Origin of the sequence: Bradyrhizobium centrolobii (assembly GCF_001641635.1) — a bacterium.
Lineage (GTDB): Bacteria > Pseudomonadota > Alphaproteobacteria > Rhizobiales > Xanthobacteraceae > Bradyrhizobium > Bradyrhizobium centrolobii.
The window spans coordinates 32,737-51,514 of sequence record NZ_LUUB01000104.1; the positions used below are offsets into that span (position 1 = coordinate 32,737).

At 65.0% G+C, this 18,778-nt stretch carries 20 protein-coding genes; 7 read left to right on the forward strand and 13 right to left on the reverse strand.

Going from position 1 to position 18,778, the window contains the following annotated elements:
- Nucleotides 1-143 precede the first annotated feature (143 nt).
- From lysA to argH, 3 genes are all read right to left on the reverse strand, one after another.
- Entirely contained in the window at nt 144-1,409 is a 1,266-nt protein-coding gene (gene lysA, locus AYJ54_RS37490; RefSeq protein ID WP_063707227.1) for a diaminopimelate decarboxylase, read from the reverse strand.
- 23 nt (nt 1,410-1,432) lie between these two features.
- Nucleotides 1,433-1,723, reverse strand: a complete 291-nt coding sequence (gene lptM, locus AYJ54_RS37495) for an LPS translocon maturation chaperone LptM (RefSeq protein ID WP_063707229.1) — start codon at nt 1,721-1,723, stop codon at nt 1,433-1,435.
- Between the two features lie 93 nt (nt 1,724-1,816).
- Nucleotides 1,817-3,214 carry an argininosuccinate lyase gene (argH, locus tag AYJ54_RS37500; RefSeq protein WP_063707311.1) on the reverse strand — a complete coding sequence of 466 codons (1,398 nt, stop codon included), beginning with the start codon at nt 3,212-3,214 and terminating at the stop codon, nt 1,817-1,819.
- 118 nt (nt 3,215-3,332) lie between these two features.
- Between argH and tlpA the strand changes: the two genes are divergently transcribed.
- Nucleotides 3,333-3,998: a thiol:disulfide interchange protein TlpA gene (tlpA, locus tag AYJ54_RS37505; RefSeq protein ID WP_063707231.1), complete on the forward strand. Its 666-nt coding sequence runs from the start codon at nt 3,333-3,335 to the stop codon at nt 3,996-3,998.
- Here tlpA and AYJ54_RS37510 read toward each other — a convergent pair.
- The 7 genes from AYJ54_RS37510 to AYJ54_RS37540 all read right to left on the reverse strand — a co-directional run bounded on the left by AYJ54_RS37510 (nt 3,995) and on the right by AYJ54_RS37540 (nt 8,253).
- Nucleotides 3,995-4,189: a putative motility protein gene (locus AYJ54_RS37510; protein ID WP_063707313.1), complete on the reverse strand. Its 195-nt coding sequence runs from the start codon at nt 4,187-4,189 to the stop codon at nt 3,995-3,997. The two genes, tlpA and AYJ54_RS37510, sit on opposite strands and share 4 nt — an antisense overlap.
- Before the next feature lie 59 nt (nt 4,190-4,248).
- Nucleotides 4,249-4,554: an Imm27 family immunity protein gene (locus AYJ54_RS54160; RefSeq protein ID WP_063707232.1), complete on the reverse strand. Its 306-nt coding sequence runs from the start codon at nt 4,552-4,554 to the stop codon at nt 4,249-4,251.
- 17 nt (nt 4,555-4,571) lie between these two features.
- Nucleotides 4,572-5,453 carry a 3-hydroxybutyryl-CoA dehydrogenase gene (locus tag AYJ54_RS37520; RefSeq protein WP_063707234.1) on the reverse strand — a complete coding sequence of 294 codons (882 nt, stop codon included), beginning with the start codon at nt 5,451-5,453 and terminating at the stop codon, nt 4,572-4,574.
- A gap of 194 nt (nt 5,454-5,647) precedes the next feature.
- A complete protein-coding gene (locus tag AYJ54_RS37525) occupies nt 5,648-6,592 on the reverse strand; it encodes an electron transfer flavoprotein subunit alpha/FixB family protein (protein WP_063707236.1) in 945 nt (314 codons plus the stop codon).
- A complete protein-coding gene (locus AYJ54_RS37530) occupies nt 6,592-7,341 on the reverse strand; it encodes an electron transfer flavoprotein subunit beta/FixA family protein (RefSeq protein WP_063707238.1) in 750 nt (249 codons plus the stop codon). The genes AYJ54_RS37525 and AYJ54_RS37530 overlap by 1 nt, the downstream gene beginning before the upstream one ends.
- 122 nt (nt 7,342-7,463) lie before the next feature.
- Complete coding sequence (locus tag AYJ54_RS37535) at nt 7,464-8,036, reverse strand: cob(I)yrinic acid a,c-diamide adenosyltransferase (RefSeq protein ID WP_063707240.1); 573 nt, start codon at nt 8,034-8,036, stop codon at nt 7,464-7,466.
- A 22-nt stretch (nt 8,037-8,058) separates the two neighbouring features.
- Complete coding sequence (locus tag AYJ54_RS37540; RefSeq protein WP_063707241.1) at nt 8,059-8,253, reverse strand: twin transmembrane helix small protein; 195 nt, start codon at nt 8,251-8,253, stop codon at nt 8,059-8,061.
- 268 nt (nt 8,254-8,521) lie between these two features.
- Between AYJ54_RS37540 and AYJ54_RS37545 the strand changes: the two genes are divergently transcribed.
- The gene (locus AYJ54_RS37545) at nt 8,522-9,415 is read left to right on the forward strand and encodes a YihY/virulence factor BrkB family protein (protein WP_063707243.1); all 894 of its coding nucleotides are present in this window, start codon (nt 8,522-8,524) and stop codon (nt 9,413-9,415) included.
- Here the strand turns inward: AYJ54_RS37545 and AYJ54_RS37550 are convergent.
- Together AYJ54_RS37550 and gluQRS are read right to left on the reverse strand one after the other, a co-directional pair.
- Nucleotides 9,342-10,610: an ATP-binding protein gene (locus AYJ54_RS37550; protein ID WP_063707245.1), complete on the reverse strand. Its 1,269-nt coding sequence runs from the start codon at nt 10,608-10,610 to the stop codon at nt 9,342-9,344. The genes AYJ54_RS37545 and AYJ54_RS37550 overlap by 74 nt on opposite strands.
- 101 nt (nt 10,611-10,711) lie before the next feature.
- On the reverse strand, nt 10,712-11,581 hold the full coding sequence (gluQRS, locus tag AYJ54_RS37555; protein WP_063707247.1) for a tRNA glutamyl-Q(34) synthetase GluQRS: 870 nt from the start codon (nt 11,579-11,581) through the stop codon (nt 10,712-10,714).
- Nucleotides 11,582-11,697: 116 nt separating this feature from the next.
- Here gluQRS and AYJ54_RS37560 point away from each other — a divergent pair, with 116 nt between their 5' ends.
- The 4 genes from AYJ54_RS37560 (at nt 11,698) to AYJ54_RS37575 (ending at nt 16,503) form a co-directional block, all read left to right on the forward strand.
- Complete coding sequence (locus AYJ54_RS37560; protein WP_063707248.1) at nt 11,698-12,345, forward strand: DNA-3-methyladenine glycosylase family protein; 648 nt, start codon at nt 11,698-11,700, stop codon at nt 12,343-12,345.
- Between the two features lie 92 nt (nt 12,346-12,437).
- On the forward strand, nt 12,438-13,523 hold the full coding sequence (locus AYJ54_RS37565; RefSeq protein ID WP_063707250.1) for a DUF2855 family protein: 1,086 nt from the start codon (nt 12,438-12,440) through the stop codon (nt 13,521-13,523).
- Between the two features lie 78 nt (nt 13,524-13,601).
- On the forward strand, nt 13,602-15,377 hold the full coding sequence (locus tag AYJ54_RS37570; RefSeq protein WP_063707252.1) for a flavin-containing monooxygenase: 1,776 nt from the start codon (nt 13,602-13,604) through the stop codon (nt 15,375-15,377).
- A gap of 151 nt (nt 15,378-15,528) precedes the next feature.
- A complete protein-coding gene (locus AYJ54_RS37575; RefSeq protein ID WP_063707254.1) occupies nt 15,529-16,503 on the forward strand; it encodes a peptidyl-alpha-hydroxyglycine alpha-amidating lyase family protein in 975 nt (324 codons plus the stop codon).
- Nucleotides 16,504-16,726: 223 nt separating this feature from the next.
- On the opposite strand, the gene AYJ54_RS37580 is transcribed toward AYJ54_RS37575, so the two are convergent.
- Nucleotides 16,727-17,704, reverse strand: coding sequence for a Bug family tripartite tricarboxylate transporter substrate binding protein (locus AYJ54_RS37580; protein WP_063707255.1), 978 nt, complete (start codon nt 17,702-17,704; stop codon nt 16,727-16,729).
- 158 nt (nt 17,705-17,862) lie between these two features.
- Between AYJ54_RS37580 and AYJ54_RS37585 the strand changes: the two genes are divergently transcribed.
- On the forward strand, nt 17,863-18,420 hold the full coding sequence (locus tag AYJ54_RS37585) for an HNH endonuclease (protein WP_063707315.1): 558 nt from the start codon (nt 17,863-17,865) through the stop codon (nt 18,418-18,420).
- The last annotated feature ends 358 nt before the right edge of the window (nt 18,421-18,778 follow it).

The following is an 18,778-nucleotide window of genomic DNA, read 5'->3' on the forward strand; positions in this document are numbered from 1 at the left end:
GCCGGGACGACACCGTGAGTGCTTCGCGGCCGTACCGTCCTTCACGGTCGCGTAGCCCGGATGGAGCGAAGCGTAATCCGGGTTGTTGAACTTCGGCGCGATTCCGGATTTCGCTTCGCTCCATCCGGGCTACGATCAACCGCTCACAGCCACGGCGCCGGCGTATCCATCGCAATCAGCTGCTCGACCTCCACGCGGGGACGAACCACGGCGTACTGGTCGTCCCTCACCAGCACCTCCGGCACCAGCGGCCTCGTGTTGTAGGTGCCGGCCTGCACGGCGCCATAAGCGCCGGCGGTCATGATGGCGAGGAGATCGCCGGGCTTTGGCGTCGGCAGCGTGCGGTCGAGCGCGAGGTAGTCGCCGGTCTCGCAGACCGGGCCGACGACGTCGGCCGTGATGGTCGGGCCGCCCTCGGCCGGCTGCATCACCGGCAGGATGTCGTGATGGGCCTCGTACAAAGTCGGCCGGATCAGGTCGTTCATGGCGGCGTCGATGATGACGAAGTTCTTGCCGTCGCCGTGCTTCACGTAGACGACCTTCGTGACCAGGATGCCGGCGTTGCCGACGATCATGCGGCCCGGCTCGAACATCAGGGTGCAGCCGAGATTGTGGGTGACGCGCTTGACCATCGCGGCATAGGCGTCCGGCGCCGGCGGCGCCTCGCGATCCATGTAGTAGGGAATGCCGAGGCCGCCGCCGAAATCGACATGGGAGATGTTGTGGCCGTCGGCGCGCAGCGTCTGCACGAACTCGGCGAGGATGCGGAATGCCGTCTCCATGTTGGAGAGATCGGTGATCTGGCTGCCGATATGCACATCGGTGCCGGTCACCTCGATGCCCGGCAGCTTGGCCGCGCGCGCATAGACTTCGCGGGCATGCGCGATCGGGATGCCGAACTTGTTCTCGGACCTGCCGGTCGAGATCTTGGCATGCGTGCCGGCATCGACGTCCGGATTGACGCGGATGGAGATACGCGCGGTCTTGCCCGTCTCCGTTGCGAGCCGCGACAACAGGTCGAGCTCGGGCTCGGACTCGACGTTGATGCAGAGGATGTCGGCGGCGAGCGCGGCGCGCAGCTCGGTCTCGGTCTTGCCGACGCCGGAGAACAGGATCTTGCTGCCGGGAATCCCTGCGGCCAGCGCGCGCTTCAATTCGCCGCCGGAGACCACGTCGGCGCCCGCCCCTAACTTCGCCAGCGTGCGCAGCACCGACTGGTTGGAATTGGCCTTCATGGCGTAGCAGACCAGCACCTTCTCGCCCGCAAAGGCCTCGGTGAAGACACGGTAGTGCCGCTCCAGCGTCGCGGTCGAATAGCAATAGAAGGGCGTGCCGACGGTCGCGGCCAGCTCGGACAGGTTCACCGCCTCGGCGTGCAGCACGCCGTTGCGGTAGTCGAAATGGTTCATGGCGTTGGCTCAGTTATCCCGGCTTATTTGCCGGGAGGTTCGTCCAGGAGCGGGTCGAGGATAAACGGTTTTTTCTTGCCCTTGGCCGCCGCGGGCGGGGCTTCCGTACCGTAGGTGGGGTTGAACACGCTCGGCGTCCTCTGAGCTTCGGTCTCGGTGTCGGTCGGCGCGGCGACGTTGGCCGTGGACGCGTTGGAGGCGGTCGGCGGCAGGTCGAGCGGGCCCTTGCGGCCGCAACCGGCAAGCGCAAGCGCCGTCAGGCTAAGGACAATGATGGCCCACCCCGAGCCGGCCGGGCGAAACTTTGACGTCACGACGAGATCCCCACTACGCGGCGCGCACCATACAGAGATTGGCGCTCTCTGGCGAGAGCCGGATGACCATGAAACATAAGCGAAATTTTGCCCTCAGCCCAATTTTCGCTCTTTTTCAAGCCGCTTCGCCCACGCCTTGGCCTGGGACGTCACGTTCTTCGGCGCGGTGCCGCCAAAACTGGTGCGGCTCTTCACCGACGATTCGACCGAGAGCACGCCGAGCACGTCCTTGGTGATCTTCGGCTCGATCGCCTGCATGTCCTTGAGCGGCAGCTCGTGGAGCGCCACACCGTCCTGGGCCGCCTTGGCGACGATGCGGCCGGTGACGTGATGGGCCTCGCGGAACGGCATCTTCAGCGTCCGCACCAGCCAGTCGGCGAGATCGGTCGCGGTAGCGTAGCCCTCACCGGCGGCCGCCTTCATCTTGGCCTCGTCAGGCACGAGGTCGCGAACCATGCCGGTCATGGCGCGGATCGCGAGCGACAGCGCGGCAAAGCCCTCCATCGCGCCCTGCTTGTCCTCCTGCATGTCCTTTTGATAGGCGAGCGGCAGGCCCTTCATCACGATCAGCAGCCCGTTGAGCGCGCCGATGACGCGCCCGGTCTTGGCGCGCACCAGCTCGGCGGCATCCGGATTGCGCTTCTGCGGCATGATCGAGGATCCCGTGGTGAACTTGTCGCTGAGCCGGATCAGGCCGACCAGCGGCGAGGTCCAGATCACGATTTCCTCGGCGAAGCGCGACATGTGCACGGCGCAGATCGAGGCGGCCGACAGCGTCTCCAGCACGAAGTCGCGGTCGGAGACCGCATCGAGCGAATTCGCCATCGGACGGTCGAAGCCGAGCGCTTTCGCGGTGGCGTGGCGGTCGATCGGGAACGAGGTGCCGGCGAGCGCGGCGGCGCCGAGCGGCGACTCGTTCAGGCGCTTGCGCGCGTCCTGGAAGCGGCCGCGGTCGCGGGCGGCCATCTCGACATAGGCGAGCAAATGGTGACCGAAGGTAACGGGCTGCGCGGTCTGCAGATGCGTGAAGCCCGGCATCACGGTCGCGGCATGTTCCAGCGCACGCGCCACCAGCGCCTCCTGGAACGCGGCGAGCGCCGCATCGGTCTCGTCGATCACGTCGCGGACGAACAGGCGGAAATCGGTGGCGACCTGGTCGTTGCGCGAGCGCGCGGTGTGCAGTCGGCCGGCGGCGGGGCCGATCAGCTCGGAGAGCCGGCTCTCGACATTCATATGGATGTCCTCGAGCGCGCGCTTGAAGTCGAAGCCGCCCTTGCCGATCTCTGACAAAATCGTGTCTAGACCCTTGCCGATATTTTTCGCATCAGAGGCCGTGATGATGCCCTGCGCGGCAAGCATCGCGGCGTGGGCCTTGGACGCGGCAATGTCCTGGGCAAAGAGGTGACGATCGACGTCGATGGAGACGTTGATTTCCTCCATGATCTCGTCGGGACGTTCCGAGAACCGGCCGCCCCACATCTTGTTGCTCATGATCCCCTGCTCACGCCTTGCTGCTTGCTGCGCGGCCTTGCGCCGCACGTTTGCTGGCCGCAGCCAGCCGTACTAAGAGGCCCCTGATAGCCATATCTGCGACCGGATGACAAACGATATGCTCGACCCAAAGCCCTCCGCCACGCGCCGGATCCCCCTTGTCATCGCCGCCGTGGCGATCGGAGGGCTGGCCGGCTTTGCCGCGCTGTACGGGCTGGGCCTGAGCCGCGCGCCTGGCGGCGATCCGGCCTGCCGGGCGGCGGTCACCACCGCCAAGAAGATCGCCCCGCTCGCCCATGGCGAGCTGGCGGCGCTGACCATGGCGTCCGCGCCCCTGAAGCTTCCGGACCTCGCCTTCGAGGACGCCGACGGCAAGCCGAAAAAGCTCTCCGACTTCCGCGGCAAGACGCTGCTCGTGAACCTCTGGGCCACCTGGTGCGTGCCCTGCCGCAAGGAAATGCCGGCACTGGACGAGCTTCAGGCCAAGCTGGCGGGTCCGAATTTCGAGGTGGTGGCGATCAATATCGACACCCGCGACCCGGAGAAGCCGAAGACCTTCCTGAAAGAGGCCAACCTGAACCGGCTCGGCTATTTCAATGACCAGAAAGCCAAGGTTTTTCAGGATCTTAAAGCGATAGGCCGGGCGCTGGGCATGCCGACCTCGGTGCTGGTCGATCCAGAGGGTTGCGAGATCGCGACGATTGCGGGCCCCGCCGAGTGGGCGAGCGAGGATGCGTTCAAGCTGATCCGCGCCGCCGTGAACCCTGCGGCGGCGGCTCTTTAAGCGGTGATGTTGAGGTTATTGCCCACGCCGGCGCCGACATTGGCCAGCGAAGGCTGACCCGCGCCGAGGATGGTCAGGACGGCGGATTTCTCCGCATCCATGTTCTGCTTCATCACAGTCGCCGCGACGTTCGACTGGAGAGCCCCCTGTTGAGCGGCCAGCATGGTGCTGACCATCGCCATCATGTCCATTACGCAAACCCTCGTACCGGCCGTAACGTAGGCCTGTGAGGTTAACGCGACATGAATTGTCACAGTGCAGTAGGGTGAGCAAAGCGAAGCGTGCCCACCAATTCCGTCACATGATTGGCGAGATGGTGGGCACGGCGCCTTGCGCCTTTGCCCACCCTACAGCACTGTTCCCAAGCGTCCGGATCGCTGTGAGGCAAGCGCCGCAGGCGTCGAAGGCCGCCGCCGTGCATCTCACTCTGCGGAAAAGTCATGTCCCAGAGCGCGCCATCCGGGTCTCGGTAGAGCACGGCCCAATTGCCAGTCTTCACCGGAATGACCTTGCTCAACAGGTCGCTGAACTCGGGGTGTCCCCCGTCAATGACCATTGAGCCCGTCGACGACACTACCTTGTCGGAACCGGCTTGGCGCCGCGGTAGTCGTAGAAGCCGCGCTGGGTCTTGCGGCCGAGCCAGCCGGCCTCGACGTATTTCACCAGCAGCGGGCACGGGCGGTATTTGGAGTCGGCCAGCCCCTCATGCAGCACCTGCATGATGGAGAGACAGGTATCGAGGCCGATGAAATCCGCGAGCTCCAGCGGGCCCATCGGATGGTGCGCGCCGAGTTTCATCGCCGCATCGATCGCCTCGACGTTTCCGACGCCCTCATAGAGCGTGTAGATCGCCTCGTTGATCATCGGCAGCAGGATGCGGTTGACGATGAAGGCCGGGAAATCCTCGGAGACCGCGACCTGCTTGCCGAGCTTGGCGACGAATTCCTTGGCGGCCTCGAAGGTCGAATCGTCGGTGGCGATGCCGCGGATCAGCTCCACCAGCTCCATCAGCGGCACCGGGTTCATGAAGTGAATGCCGATGAAGCGCTCGGGCCGGTCGGTGGCAGCGGCCAGCCTCGTGATCGAGATCGAGGACGTATCGGAGGCAACGATCGCCTCCGGCTTCAATACCGCGCAGAGCTCGTGAAAGATCTTGCGCTTGACCTCCTCCTTCTCGACCGCGGTCTCGATCACGAGATCGCAGTCGGCGAGGTCGTCCAGCTTCTCGGCGAGCGCGATGCGCGACAGCGCCTTGGTCTTGGCGTCCTCGGTGACGACCTTCTTGGAGACCTGGCGCGCCAGGTTGCCGTTGATGGTGGCCATGCCCGACTTGAGGCGTTCCGCCGAGACGTCGTTGAGCAAGACGTCGAAGCCGGCCAGCGCCGCGACATGCGCGATGCCATTGCCCATCTGACCCGCGCCGATCACGCCGACCTTCTTGATCACTGCCGCCATAATGTCATCCACCGGAACGGCGCACACGAACCGCGCCTGCCTATCCCCAGAGCCGGGAGGTCCGATTTAACCAGAACCCGGGCTCGAAACCTAGATTGGATGCGCTCTTCCGCGCGCCCCGCACGAAAGAAAACGCCTCAAAAATGAAACACCGGCCGGAGTGTACCCCTCCCGCCGGTGCTTTTAACGCGTTTTTACTTGCCGAGCTTGCCGAGTTCGGCCGTGAGCTCCGGAACCGCCTGGTAGAGGTCGGCGACCAGGCCGTAATCGGCGACCTGGAAGATCGGCGCGTCCTCGTCCTTGTTGATCGCGACGATCACCTTGGAGTCCTTCATGCCGGCCAGATGCTGGATCGCGCCGGAAATGCCGACCGCGACATAGAGCTCCGGGGCCACAACCTTGCCGGTCTGGCCGACCTGCCAGTCGTTCGGCGCATAGCCGGCGTCGACCGCCGCGCGCGAGGCACCGACGCCGGCGCCAAGCTTGTCGGCGAGCGGCTCGATGTACTTGGCAAAGTTTTCCCGGCTCTGCATGGCGCGGCCACCGGAGACGATGATTTTCGCCGAGGTCAGCTCGGGACGGTCGCTCTTGGCGACTTCCTCGCCGACGAAGGACGACAGGCCCGGATCGGCCGCCGCAGCGACGTTCTCGACGCTCGCGCTGCCGCCTTCGCCCGCCGCAGAGAAGGTGGAGGTGCGGACCGTGATCACCTTCTTGGCGTCCTTCGACTTCACCGTCTGGATGGCGTTGCCGGCATAGATCGGACGCTCGAAGGTATCGGGGGCAACCACCTTGGTGATCTCCGAGACCTGCATGACGTCGAGCAGGGCTGCGACGCGCGGCATCACGTTCTTGAAGCGCGAGGTCGCGGGCGCGACGATCGCGTCATAGGACGGGGCCAGTGAGACGATCAGCGCAGCCAGCGGCTCGGCGAGATCGTGCGCGTAGAGCGCGCCGTCAGCGAACAGCACCTTCTTCACGCCGGCAAGCTTGGCGGCGGCGTCCGCGGCAGCCTTGGCGTTCTGGCCAGCCACCAGCACCTCGACGTCGGCGCCGAGCGCGGCAGCCGCGGTCAGGGCCTTGTTGGTCGCATCCTTCAGCGACGCATTGTCGTGTTCGGCAATCAGAAGCGTCGTCATCAGAGCACCCCGGCTTCGTTCTTGAGTTTCGACACCAGCTCGGCGACGTCCTTGACCTTGACGCCCGCCTTGCGGCCCGCCGGCTCCGTCGTCTTGAGAATCTCGAGACGCGCGGTGACGTCGACGCCGCAATCGGCGACGGTCTTCTCCGCGATCGGCTTCTTCTTCGCCTTCATGATGTTGGGCAGCGAGGCATAGCGCGGCTCGTTGAGGCGAAGGTCAGTGGTGACGATCGCCGGCCCCTTCAGCTTGACGGTCTGCAGGCCACCGTCGACTTCACGCGTGACCTTGAAGTCCGAACCTTCGACCTCGAGCTTGGAGGCGAAGGTCGCCTGCGCCCAGCCGAGCAGCGCAGCCAGCATCTGGCCGGTCTGGTTGGAGTCGTCATCGATCGCCTGCTTGCCGAGGATGATCAGGCCCGGCTGCTCTTCATCCGCGACCTTCTTCAGGATCTTCGCGACCGCGAGCGGCTCGACGGTGCCCTCGGCCTTCACCAGGATGCCGCGGTCGGCGCCCATGGCGAGACCGGTGCGGATCGTCTCCGACGCCTGCGCCGGTCCAATGGAGACCACCACGACCTCGGTGGCCTTGCCGCCTTCCTTCAGGCGCAGTGCTTCCTCGACCGCGATTTCGTCGAACGGGTTCATCGACATCTTGACGTTGGCGAGTTCAACGCCCGATCCATCGCCCTTGACGCGGACCTTGACGTTGTAATCGACCACCCGCTTTACCGGCACTAAGACCTTCATCGATCCTCTTTCACTTATTTTGGGAGGTTATCAACTGGCGCGGAACCTAAATGCCTGATCCGGCCCGGTCAACGCGCGAAGGGGCCAAATTTTGGCCGGCCCGAACGCTTCCTCCCAATGGGTCAGCGGTTCTGGCCCGGAACCCACAGCACGTCGCCCGCGCCATTATGATTGGCGAAGCGGCTCGCTACAAACAGGAAATCCGACAGGCGGTTCATATACTGAATGCCAGCCGCGCCGACCGCCTCGTCCGGCCTGGCGGCCAGCTCCACCATCACGCGTTCCGCCCTGCGGCATATCGTGCGCGCGACATGGAGATGGGCAGCGACCGCGGTGCCGCCGGGCAGCACGAAGGAGGTGAGCGGCGCGAGGTTCTCGTTGAGCGCGTCGATCTCGCGCTCGAGCCGCTCGACCTGGCTTGCCACCACGCGCAGCCGCTCGGCCTTGCCCTCTCTCTCGGGCACGGCCAGATCCGCGCCGAGATCGAACAGATCGTTCTGTATGCGGCCGAGCATCGCATCGAGATCGGGCGCATCCTTGGTGTGGAGCCGGACCACGCCGATCGCGGCATTGGTCTCGTCGACCGTGCCATAGGCCTCGATGCGCAGATCGTATTTCGCCCGGCGCTCACCGGTGCCGAGCGCCGTCGTGCCGTCGTCACCGGTGCGGGTGTAGATGCGGTTGAGCACGACCATGTTTGCCTCGTTAATGTCTAAGCTAGCGGCCCATCGCCCAGACCGCGAGCATGGCGATGACGATCGCCACGAACTGAAGCAGCACGCGCAGGCGCATCAGCTTCTGCGAAGTGTTGGGCGAGCCGCCGCGCATCATGTTGACGAGACCGAGCAGCAGCACCAACGCCACGGCGCCGGCTGCCACCGGCAGGATGAAAGAACTCAAAAGGGATGCCATTAGGGGTAGATAACACCGTGCCGGCGGATGCGCCATCTCCCCACCTCGTCATTCCGGGGCGCGCGCAGCGCGAACCCGGAATCTCGAGTTTCAAGGTTCGATGCTTCGCATCGCCCCGGAATGACGATGGGAAATCGCGGCCTCGTCCCGATCTGGCTTTTAAGCCGGCAATATCAGATGCTAGCGGAATGATTTCCGATTTGCGTCCATCGCTGGCCTTCTTCGCCTCGCCCCGCTTGCGGGGAGAGGAAGCCGTCTGGAGCAAGCTGTGAAGGCGATCCGCTACATCTACGTCGTCGTGATGGATGCGTTCTACACGTTCCTGGCCGATGACGGCTGGGCGATTGCGAGCCACATCGCGCTGTCGACCTTGATGGCGCTGTTCCCGTTCCTGATCGTGCTGACCTCGCTCGCCGGCTTCTTCGGCTCCAAGGAGCTCGCCGACCAGGCCGCCGGGCTGATGCTCCAGGTCTGGCCCAAGCAGGTCGCCGATTCCATCTCCAGCGACGTCCATGATGTCCTGACCACCACCCGCACCGACGTGCTGACCATCGGCGCGGTGCTGTCGGTCTATTTCGCCTCGAATGGCGTCGAGGCGCTGCGGGTCGCGCTCAACCGCGCCTATGCGGTGGTGGAGATGCGGCGCTGGTACTGGCTGCGGCTGGAATCGATCGGCTACACGCTGGTCGCGGCCTTCACCGCGCTCGCCATGGCGTTCCTGATCGTGCTCGGTCCGCTGATTATCGAGGCGGCGCGGCGCCATATCCCGCTGTTCGTCGAGTCCAACGAGAGCATCCTCACCTGGCTGCGCTACGGCATCACCATCGGTGCGCTGGTGGTGGCGCTGTTCATCCTGCACGCCTGGCTGCCGGCGGGACGGCGCGGCTTCCTCCAGATCCTGCCCGGCATCACCTTCACCGTGGTGGCATCGCTGATCTCCGGCATCGTGTTCGGGCAATATCTGGCGCGCTTCGCCAACAACTACGTGACGATGTATGCGGGGCTCGCCTCGGTGATCATCGCGCTGGTGTTTTTGTATTTCATCGCCGCGATCTTCGTTTATGGCGGCGAACTCAACGCAGCAATCATCAAGTCGCGGCTTCCTCACGGCGTCTCGCTTCAAGCAGCGCAGTCGCTAAGGCCCGCGGGGACACAGGCTTGACCAAAAAGGCGTCGGCGCCGGCCTGGCGCGAGGCCGCCTCGTCCTCACCGCGGCCGGAGACCCCGATGATGGGGATCTGAGCGAGCGGCGGCGGCATGGTGCGGATCCGCTTGATGGCTTCGATGCCGTCGATGCCCGGCAGCACCATGTCCATCAGCACCGCATCGAAGGCGCCTTGTGCGAGCCGGTCGACCGCGTCCTCGCCACGCCCGATGAATTCCGCATGATGACCGAGCTCGGTCAGGATGGTGTTGAGCACGACGCGGCCGAACGGATTGTCCTCGACGCTGAGCACACGCAAGGCCGTCACCGCATCCGCCTCGTGACCGTTCCCGCCGGACTTGCGGGATTGGCCTGTGTCCGACGCGTCCAGGGCCACCGTCAGCGTGAAGGTGGCGCCGCCGCTGCGGCGCGGGGCCACCGTGATGTCGCCGCCCATCGCGCGCGCCAGCTGTTTCACCGAGGACAGCCCCAGCCCGGCGCCGCCGAAGCGCGAGGCAATGGTGACATTGGCCTGAGTAAACGGGCGGAATAGCCGCTTGATCTCAGCCATGGTCAGGCCGATGCCGCTGTCGGACACCGCGAACGCGACGCCAACCCTTCCCTTAACCTTGGCTCTGGCTCTCGCCTTGCGCTTGCCGGGATCCCAGGGCACGACCGCAAGCGCGACGCCGCCCGCATCCGTGAATTTCACGGCATTGTCGATCAGGTTCTCCAGCGCGGCGCGCAGGCGGACGGGATCGCCCACCACCAGCCCGGCAAGCTTCTCGGAGATCTCGACCCGGGCCTGAAGGCCCTTGGCGGCGGCGCGCCCGGCAAGCGAATCGCCCGCGCTGCGGGCCAGCGCCCGCAGATCGAACAGGTCCTGACGCAGCGTGCTTGCGCCCTGTCCGGTCCTGGCGGCGTCCACGAACAGGGTGGCAAGGCTCGCCAGGTGCTCGGCACCGGCCTTGATGGTGTCGGCCCAGCGCCGCTCCCGCTCGCCGAGATCGGAGGTCGCGAGCAGGTCGCTGATCGCCAGAATGCCGGTCAGGGGGGTGCGGACCTCATGGGCAAAGGCGGCCAGTGCTGCCTGAACCACGTCCGGCGTGACGGTCCCGCGCTTGCGCAGCCCATCACCGGCCCCGGACCGCTTTCGAGGCGGCCGCCGCCTGGACGTTCGCGCAGTGCGCACTGGGCGCGTTTTCGCCGCCATAAATCCCCTTCGAAGTATCCCTTCGAACCCCGGCTCGCGGCAAGCATCGCACGGAGGAACACTCCGAGTCACGGCGACGTTTTGCTAAACCCCAGAGAAACTTAATCTAATCCCACCAGACGGCGGATGCCGGCGGGCGTGGCGCCGGCGGCACGCAACTCCCGCAGGCCGGTCGAGCCGGTCGATTTCGCCAGCTTCCGCCCCTCCTCGTCGCAAATCAGCCGGTGGTGGCGATAGGTCGGCTCCGGCAGGTCGAGCAGGGTTTGCAGCAGGCGGTGAACGGAGGTGGCGTGAAACAGGTCCTGGCCCCTGACCACCTCGCTTGCGTCCTGAAGCGCATCGTCGACCACCACCGACAAATGGTAGCTGGTCGGCGTCTCCTTGCGGGCCAGGATGACGTCGCCCCACGCCTCGGGCCGCGCCGCGACACGGCCGCGCTCGCCGTCAGGGCCCTCACCCAGTTCGCGCCAGGTCAGGCCACCAACGCGGCGGCAGGCGGCAGCCATGTCGAACCGCAGCGCGTACGGCGCCCCGGACCCGATGAGGCGTGCGCGTTCTTCGGCTGGCAACGACTTGGCAGCACCGGGATAGAGCGGCGCCCCGTCGGGATCGCGCGGCCAGGGCCCGGTCTCTTCGCGCGCGGCCACTAGCCTTGCGATCTCGGCGCGGCTTTCGAAAGAGGGGTAGACGAGACCAAGCGCGGAAAGATTGTCCAGCGCCGCGCGGTAATCGGCAAGATGCGCCGACTGCCGCCGCACCGGCGTCTCCCAGGTGATTCCGAGCCAGGCGAGGTCGTCGTAGATCGCGCTCTCGTACTCCGGCCGGCAGCGTGTCGCGTCGATGTCCTCGATCCGCAGCAGCATCCGCCCGCCGGTCTCGCGCGCCCGATCGAAATTCAGCAGCGCGGAATAGGCGTGGCCGAGATGCAGGAAGCCGTTCGGGCTCGGGGCGAATCGGAAAACGGGTGGCATCGGTTCTCTGGGTACTCGTCATTGCCGGGCTTGACCCGGCCATCCATCTTCCAAGACTCTGTTACGATAGGAGATGGATGCGCGGGTCAAGCCCGCGCATGACGAGTTGAGCAGCAATGACCATCCATCTCGAAACCCAGTCAGACCTCGAAGACGCCGTCCATACGCTGGTGAAGCGCGACCAGCGCCTGAAGCCGGTGTTTGAGATCGCCGGCATGCCCGCCTTGCGGCGGCGCGAGCCGGGGTTTGTGGGACTTGCGCATATCGTCTGCGGGCAACAGCTCTCCACCGCCAGTGCTGCGGCGATCTGGGGGCGGCTATCGGCCGCCTTCGATCCGTTCGATCATGACGCGGTGCGGCGCGCCCGCACCGACCGGCTGGGGCGGCTCGGCCTCTCCGCTGCGAAGATCAAGACATTGAAGCATCTCGCCCGCGAGATCACCGCGCAGCGGCTCAACCTCGACGTGCTCGCCGAGGAGGACGCCGACGCCGCGCATCACACGCTGATCACGCTGCCCGGCATCGGACCGTGGACCGCGGACGTCTATCTCCTGTTCTGCCTCGGCCATGGCGATGCCTGGCCGGCCGGCGACCTCGCCGTGCAGGAGGGCATCCGCATCGGGCTGGGCCTGAAGGCGCGGCCGACGGACAAGCAGATGGCGCCGCTCGCCGAACCCTGGCGTCCCTTGCGCGGCGCGGCGGCGCATCTGTGGTGGAGCTATTACCGTGCGGTGAAGAAGCGCGAGGGCGTGCTGACGGCCTGAAGCGGCCGAACAGCGTTTAAAACTATGTTGCTGTTGCAAACGGCGCGCGTGATCGATGAGATGTCGGCGCGGACCAGAGCCGGGATCGAACCATGACAGCCACCGACTTCATTGTTGCGCGAGACGATCTCGAAACGTGCAAGACGATCGCAACCGAGCCTCCCGCAGGCGAGGCGCTGCCGCAGGATGCGCTGCTCGTGAAGGTCGACCGCTTCGCCTTCACCGCCAATAACATCACCTATGCGGTGCTTGGCGACGAGATGAAATACTGGCAGCTCTTTCCCGCACCGAACGGCTTCGGCAACATTCCGGTGTGGGGCTTTGGCGAGGTGATCGCCTCAAAACATCCGAACGTCGCCGTGGGCGAGCGCCTGTTCGGTTATTTCCCTATGGCGACGCATCTCGTCATCGAGGCCACCGACGTCAGCAAGCGCGGCTTGCGCGACGGCGCCGCGCACCGCCAGGGCGTGGCGCCGGTCTACAACGCCTATGCGCGCGTCAGCGACAATCCTGCCTACGCTGGCCGGCAGGGCGACTACCAGGCGCTGTTGCGGCCGCTGTTCATGTTGTCGTTCCTGGTCGACGACTTCCTCGCTGAGAACGACGATTTTGGCGCGCGGACCGTGCTGCTCTCGAGCGCCTCGAGCAAGACTGCGTTCGGGCTTGCGCATCTCCTGCACACGCGCGGCCGCAAGGTGGTTGGATTGACGTCGGCCGGCAATACCGGCTTCCTCACTACGCTCGGCTGCTGTGACGAGGTCGTCACCTATGATCGCGTGACGTCGCTGCCATCGGACGTGCCCACCGCCTTCGTCGACATGGCCGGCAACAGCGCTCTGCGCGCCGAGTTGCACCGGCACTTCGGCGATCAGATGAAATGTTCGGTGCGCGTCGGATTGACGCATCGTGCCACCGACGCCGACGAAGGCCAGTTGCCGGGCGCCAAGCCCCGCTGGTTCTTCGCCCCCGACCAGATCCGCAAGCGCGCCAAGGAATGGGGCCCGGGCGGTATCGAGCAGCGTTTTGGCGCGGCATGGTCCGGCTTCGCGCCGCTCCTGGAGAGATGCCTTACGGTGGTCGAGAGCCGTGGACCGGAGGCCGTGCGGCGCATCTATCTCGACACGCTGAAAGGGCGTATTCCGCCTGAGCAGGGCCACATGCTCTCGCTGCTCGGGTAATCGGCTTTTGGCCGCAGGCGAAACGGTATAGCGTCCACCTCAAGAGGAAACGCCGCGAAGACGGCCACGAGGTCGCGCATGCTGGACAGGACGAAGGATATTTCCGTATCCGCACAAGCCTGGCTCGATGAGTTCGAGCTCGCCCTGGGCAAACCTGATCGCGCTGCGCTGGACCGCCTCTTCCTCGCCGACAGCTTTTGGCGCGATGTGCTGGCGCTGAGCTGGAACCTGCAAACGATTGCCGGTCGCGATGCGATCGCGCAAGAGCTGACTGCGCTCGCGCCGAAGGCGGCGCCAAGCAGCTTCAAGATCGCGCCCAATCGCGCGCCGCCGCGCTGGGTGACTCGCGCCGGCAGCAACAATATCGAAGCGATCTTCAATTTCGAGACCGCGATCGGCCGCGGCAGCGGCATCGTCCGGCTTGTCCCTGATAGCGCTGACAGCGACCGGTTGAAGGCGTGGACGCTGCTCACCGCGCTCGACGAGTTGAAGGGCTTCGAGGAGCAGCTCGGCACGACGCGGCCGCGCGGGCAGGCCTATTCGCGCGATTTCCGCGGACCGAACTGGCTCGATTTGCGCAACGTATCGAACGACTACGCCGATCGCGATCCGGCCGTGCTGGTGGTCGGCGGCGGCCAGGCCGGGCTCGCGATCGCGGCACGGCTGAAGCAGTTGAAGGTCGATACGCTGATCGTCGATCGATGGCCACGGATCGGCGACAACTGGCGCAAGCGCTATCACGCGCTCACCCTGCACAATCAGGTGCAGGTCAACCACCTGCCCTACATGCCGTTCCCGCCGAACTGGCCGGTCTATATCCCCAAGGACAAGCTCGCCAACTGGTTCGAGGCTTACGTCGACGCCATGGAGCTGAACTTCTGGACCGGCAGCGAGTTCGAGGGCGGCTCCTACGATGATGCGACGGGATGTTGGACCGTCGCGCTGCGGCGCGCCGATGGCACCCGACGCATCATGCATCCGCGCCATGTGGTGATGGCAACCGGCGTCAGCGGCATCGCGAACGTGCCGGACATTCCGGGTCTCGAAAATTTCAAGGGCAAGCTGCTGCATTCGAGCCGCTATGACGACGGCGAGAACTGGAAAGGAAAGCGCGCCATCGTCATCGGCACCGGCAACAGCGGTCACGACATCGCGCAGGACCTCCACTCCAGCGGCGCTGAGGTGACGCTGGTGCAGCGCTCGCCGACGCTGGTCACCAATATCGAGCCTTCGGCGCAGCTCGCCTATGCGACCTATAACGAGGGCACGCTCGAGGACAACGATCTGATCGCAGCCTCGATGCCGACGCCGCTCGCAAAGAAGACGCATGTGATGCTGACGGAGCAGTCGAAGGAGCTCGACAAGGAGCTGCTGGACGGCCTGCAGCACGTGGGCTTCAAGCTCGACTTCGGCGAGGCCGGCACCGGCTGGCAGTTCAAATACTTGACCCGCGGCGGCGGCTATTATTTCAACGTCGGGTGCTCCAACCTCATCGTCGAGGGCGCGATCAAGCTGAAGCAGTTCGTCGATATCGAGAACTTCACCGCCGAAGGCGCGCGAATGAAGAACGGCGCGCTCCTTCCGGCCGACCTCATCGTGCTGTCCACCGGCTACAAGCCGCAGGAATATTTGGTGCGAAAGCTGTTCGGCGACGGCATCGCCGACCGTGTCGGCCCGGTCTGGGGTTTTGGCGACGGCTTCGAGCTACGCAACATGTATGCGCGCACCAGACAGCCCGGCCTGTGGTTCATCGCCGGCAGCCTCGCGCAGTGCCGGATCAACTCGAAATATCTCGCGCTCCAGATCAAGGCGATCGAGGAAGGGATGCTGGGGCGGGAAGTGGTCACAACGTAAACCACTCGTCATTCCGGGGCACGCGAAGCGTGAACCCGGAATCCATTCACCCCCGAAATCCGCGGCGCGATGGATTCTCGGATGGGCAATTGCGCATCATGGTCCGCGACTTCGTCGCGCCCCGGAATGACGAGTTCAAAGGAGGTTACAGATGCCAGCCATTCTCGGCACCGGCGAGCACCGCTACCGCGTGGTCGAAAACTTCGCAAAGCTGCCGGACGGCTGGCAGCTCACCGACGTCGCCTCCGTCGCTGTCGACAGCAAGGACCGCATCTACGTCTTCAACCGCGGCGCCCATCCGATGGTGGTGCTGGACCGCGAGGGCAATTTCCTGCGCAGCTGGGGCGAAGGCCTGTTCTCGCGCGCGCATGGCCTGCATATCGACGCCGGCGACAATCTCTATTGTACCGATGACGGCGACCATACCGTGCGCAAATGCACCGCGGACGGCAAGGTGCTGCTGACGATTGGCATCCCCGAGAGACCGGCGCCGTTCATGAGCGGCGATCCTTTCCATCGCTGCACCCACACCGCGCTGTCGCCGAAGGGCGAGATCTACGTCTCCGACGGCTATGGCAATGCGCGCGTGCACAAATTCACTCCTGACGGCAAGCTGATGAAAAGCTGGGGCGAGCCCGGCACCGATCCCGGCCAGTTCAACATCGTGCACAACATCGCGACCGACGCCGATGGCTGGGTCTACGTCGCCGACCGCGAGAACCATCGCGTGCAGGTGTTCGATGGCGAGGGCAAGTACGAGACGCAGTGGAACAATCTGCACCGCCCCTGCGCGCTGTGCTGCTGCGGAGGCAAGGCACCGACCTTCGTCGTCGGCGAGCTTGGCCCCGGCATGGCGGTCAACCGCAAGGTGCCCAATCTCGGCCCGCGGCTGTCGATCGTGGACGCCAAGGGAAACCGCATCGCGCGGCTCGGCGGCGAGGAAGGCCCGGGTGTCGCAAGCGGAAAATTCCTGGCGCCGCACGGCATCGCGCTGGATTCAAAGGGCGACATCTATGTCGGCGAGGTCGGCGTCACCGACTGGAAGACCAGCTTTCCGGACGAGGAGATGCCGGCATTCGTGCGCAGCACGCGATGCCTGCAAAAGCTTGAGCGGGTGCGGGAATAGGCGCGCCAGCGCGTCCGCGAAGAGATGACGCACCGTTGTGCGCCCCTGCCTCCCGTCGAGGCGAAGGCCAGGACCCAACCACAGGGAGTAGTTTGGCGAAGGCTGGTTGTCGTGCGGTACTGACACCGCCCACCGCGGATAGATTCCGCGGTGTCCTGGCTTTCGCCAGGACGACACCGAGAGCGGGGCCGCGTTATTCGACACGTAGGCGGCTCGGCGCGCCCTACTCCACCTTGATCTCCGACGCCTTGATGATCGGCCACCAGCGCTCCGCCTCCTCCTTCTGGTAGGCGCGCAGCGCTTCCGGCGATTGCTGCATCAGGGGCGAAACCTGGATGCCGAGTTCGGCAAAACGCTGCTTCACCGGCGGGCTCGCCAGGATGTGGACCATGGCGGCGTTGAGCTTTGCAATGATGTCCCTCGGCGTGCCCTTCGGCACCCACAGCCCATACCAGAGCGAGGCCGAGAAGCCGGGCAAGCCGGCCTCGTCCGCGCTCGGGATGTTCGGCCAGGACGGCGACCGCGACTTGCTCGTGACCGCGAACGACTTGATGCTGCCGGCACCGACGAGGGACTTGAAGTTCGAGGCGGGCTCGATCATCGCATCGATCTGACCGGCGACGAGGTCCTGCATCGCCGGCCCGTTGCCGCGATAGGGCACGAACTGGAATTTGGTGCCGGTTTCCTTCTGGAACGAGATGCCGGCGAGATGGCCTGTGGCACCGACGCCAGCGATGCCGACCGACGCCTTGTCCGGATTGGCCTTCAGCCACGCGATCAATTGTTTGAGATCGTCGGCAGGCAGATCCTTGCGGCCGACGATCAGGAGCGGCTCGCTGCCGATCAGGATGACCGGCTCGAGATCGCGCAAGAGATTGAACGGCAGTGCGTAGAGCCCCCCGGTCAGCATGTGGGTGGTCGAGGTTCCAATCGACAGCGTATGGCCGTCGGATGCGGCCCGCACCGCGCGGCCGACGCCGAGCGAGCCGGCCGCACCGCCGACATTCTCGATGACGATCGGCTGCTTCAGCACGGCATGCAGGCGTTCGCCGAGGAACCGCGCCAGCGTGTCTGTCGCCCCGCCCGCCGGGAACGGCACGATCATGGTGATGGAACGCGCGGGATAATCTTCGGCCGCCACAGGCCCGATCGACGCAGCACCAAGCACGGCCGCGCGCAGCACGGCGAGCCTGCATTGCATGGATCCCCGAATCGCGGCGTTTTTGAGCGCTTGCCACCCCGCCGCCGCATTGCTTGCGCCTGAATAAGTTGCTCAACGGGCTTCACAATCCCGTCACGCTGCATGTAGTATGTCAATACATGCTGCTTCGCAGCGTATATGGAGGCCGGGAGCGTTACTTGAACGCACATGTCTCGCAAGGCAGTTGGCCGGTGTTGGTGCTGAATGCGGACTTCCGGCCGCTGAGTTACTACCCGCTGTCGCTCTGGTCCTGGCAGGACGCGATCAAGGCGGTGTTCCTCGACCGCGTCAACATCGTCGCGCATTACGATCAGGCGGTTCGAAGTCCCACGCTGGAAATGCAGTTACCGAGCGTGGTCTCGCTCAAATCCTTCGTCAAACCGACCACGCATCCCGCCTTCACCCGTTTCAACGTCTTCCTGCGCGATCGTTTCGCCTGCCAATATTGCGGCTCGCCCGAAGACCTCACCTTCGATCACATCATCCCGCGCAGCAAGGGCGGCCAGACCACCTGGGAGAATGTGGTCGCGGCATGCTCGCCCTGTAACCTGCGCAAGGGCAATCTCACGCCGGCGCAGGCAAAAATGTTTCCGCGTCAACACGCGTTCGCGCCGACCGTGCACCAGCTCCACCGCAACGGCCGGCTCTTCCCGCCGAACTATCTGCACGACAGCTGGCTCGACTACCTCTACTGGGATACGGAGCTGGATCCGTAGGATGCCGCCAGTACCCTCCTGGGACTCAATTAAACGTCAAAAGACCCAATTAAGTGTCATGTTTTTTGGGACCCGCGGACGAGGCTAGTTCGCGAAATTTGCAACCTTAGATCGATGCAGGCCGCGGTCGCCGTCGATGACCCTGAAACTATGTCCACGGCGCCGATGCGCGCACAGGGAGTGTGCTCCTTGAGCTCGAAGAACCCGCACTGGGGGAGCGAAGACCTGCAGCTCAATGATTAGAGCCGCTCGCTCATAACGGTCTGGTTGCAGGTTCGAGTCCTGCCGGGCCCACCAGTGATTTCAAGAGGTATCGGTTCGCATCAGCGCTGACTCGGATTCGCAAGAATTGACTCCT

Excerpts from the sequence above, each read along its gene's own strand:
- AYJ54_RS37525 (WP_063707236.1), bottom strand. The coding sequence starts at position 6,592 with ATGACGACGCTTCTGATTGCCGAACACGACAATGCGTCGCTGAAGGAT.
- gluQRS (WP_063707247.1), bottom strand. The coding sequence starts at position 11,581 with ATGCCACCCGTTTTCCGATTCGCCCCGAGCCCGAACGGCTTCCTGCAT.
- AYJ54_RS37570 (WP_063707252.1), top strand. The coding sequence starts at position 13,602 with ATGCTGGACAGGACGAAGGATATTTCCGTATCCGCACAAGCCTGGCTC.
- AYJ54_RS37530 (WP_063707238.1), bottom strand. The coding sequence starts at position 7,341 with ATGAAGGTCTTAGTGCCGGTAAAGCGGGTGGTCGATTACAACGTCAAG.
- AYJ54_RS37550 (WP_063707245.1), bottom strand. The coding sequence starts at position 10,610 with ATGGCGGCGAAAACGCGCCCAGTGCGCACTGCGCGAACGTCCAGGCGG.
- tlpA (WP_063707231.1), top strand. The coding sequence starts at position 3,333 with ATGCTCGACCCAAAGCCCTCCGCCACGCGCCGGATCCCCCTTGTCATC.
- AYJ54_RS37580 (WP_063707255.1), bottom strand. The coding sequence starts at position 17,704 with ATGCAATGCAGGCTCGCCGTGCTGCGCGCGGCCGTGCTTGGTGCTGCG.
- AYJ54_RS37565 (WP_063707250.1), top strand. The coding sequence starts at position 12,438 with ATGACAGCCACCGACTTCATTGTTGCGCGAGACGATCTCGAAACGTGC.
- AYJ54_RS54160 (WP_063707232.1), bottom strand. The coding sequence starts at position 4,554 with ATGGTCATTGACGGGGGACACCCCGAGTTCAGCGACCTGTTGAGCAAG.
- argH (WP_063707311.1), bottom strand. The coding sequence starts at position 3,214 with ATGAGCAACAAGATGTGGGGCGGCCGGTTCTCGGAACGTCCCGACGAG.
- AYJ54_RS37575 (WP_063707254.1), top strand. The coding sequence starts at position 15,529 with ATGCCAGCCATTCTCGGCACCGGCGAGCACCGCTACCGCGTGGTCGAA.
- lysA (WP_063707227.1), bottom strand. The coding sequence starts at position 1,409 with ATGAACCATTTCGACTACCGCAACGGCGTGCTGCACGCCGAGGCGGTG.
- AYJ54_RS37535 (WP_063707240.1), bottom strand. The coding sequence starts at position 8,036 with ATGGTCGTGCTCAACCGCATCTACACCCGCACCGGTGACGACGGCACG.
- AYJ54_RS37560 (WP_063707248.1), top strand. The coding sequence starts at position 11,698 with ATGACCATCCATCTCGAAACCCAGTCAGACCTCGAAGACGCCGTCCAT.
- AYJ54_RS37520 (WP_063707234.1), bottom strand. The coding sequence starts at position 5,453 with ATGGCGGCAGTGATCAAGAAGGTCGGCGTGATCGGCGCGGGTCAGATG.
- AYJ54_RS37540 (WP_063707241.1), bottom strand. The coding sequence starts at position 8,253 with ATGGCATCCCTTTTGAGTTCTTTCATCCTGCCGGTGGCAGCCGGCGCC.
- AYJ54_RS37510 (WP_063707313.1), bottom strand. The coding sequence starts at position 4,189 with ATGGACATGATGGCGATGGTCAGCACCATGCTGGCCGCTCAACAGGGG.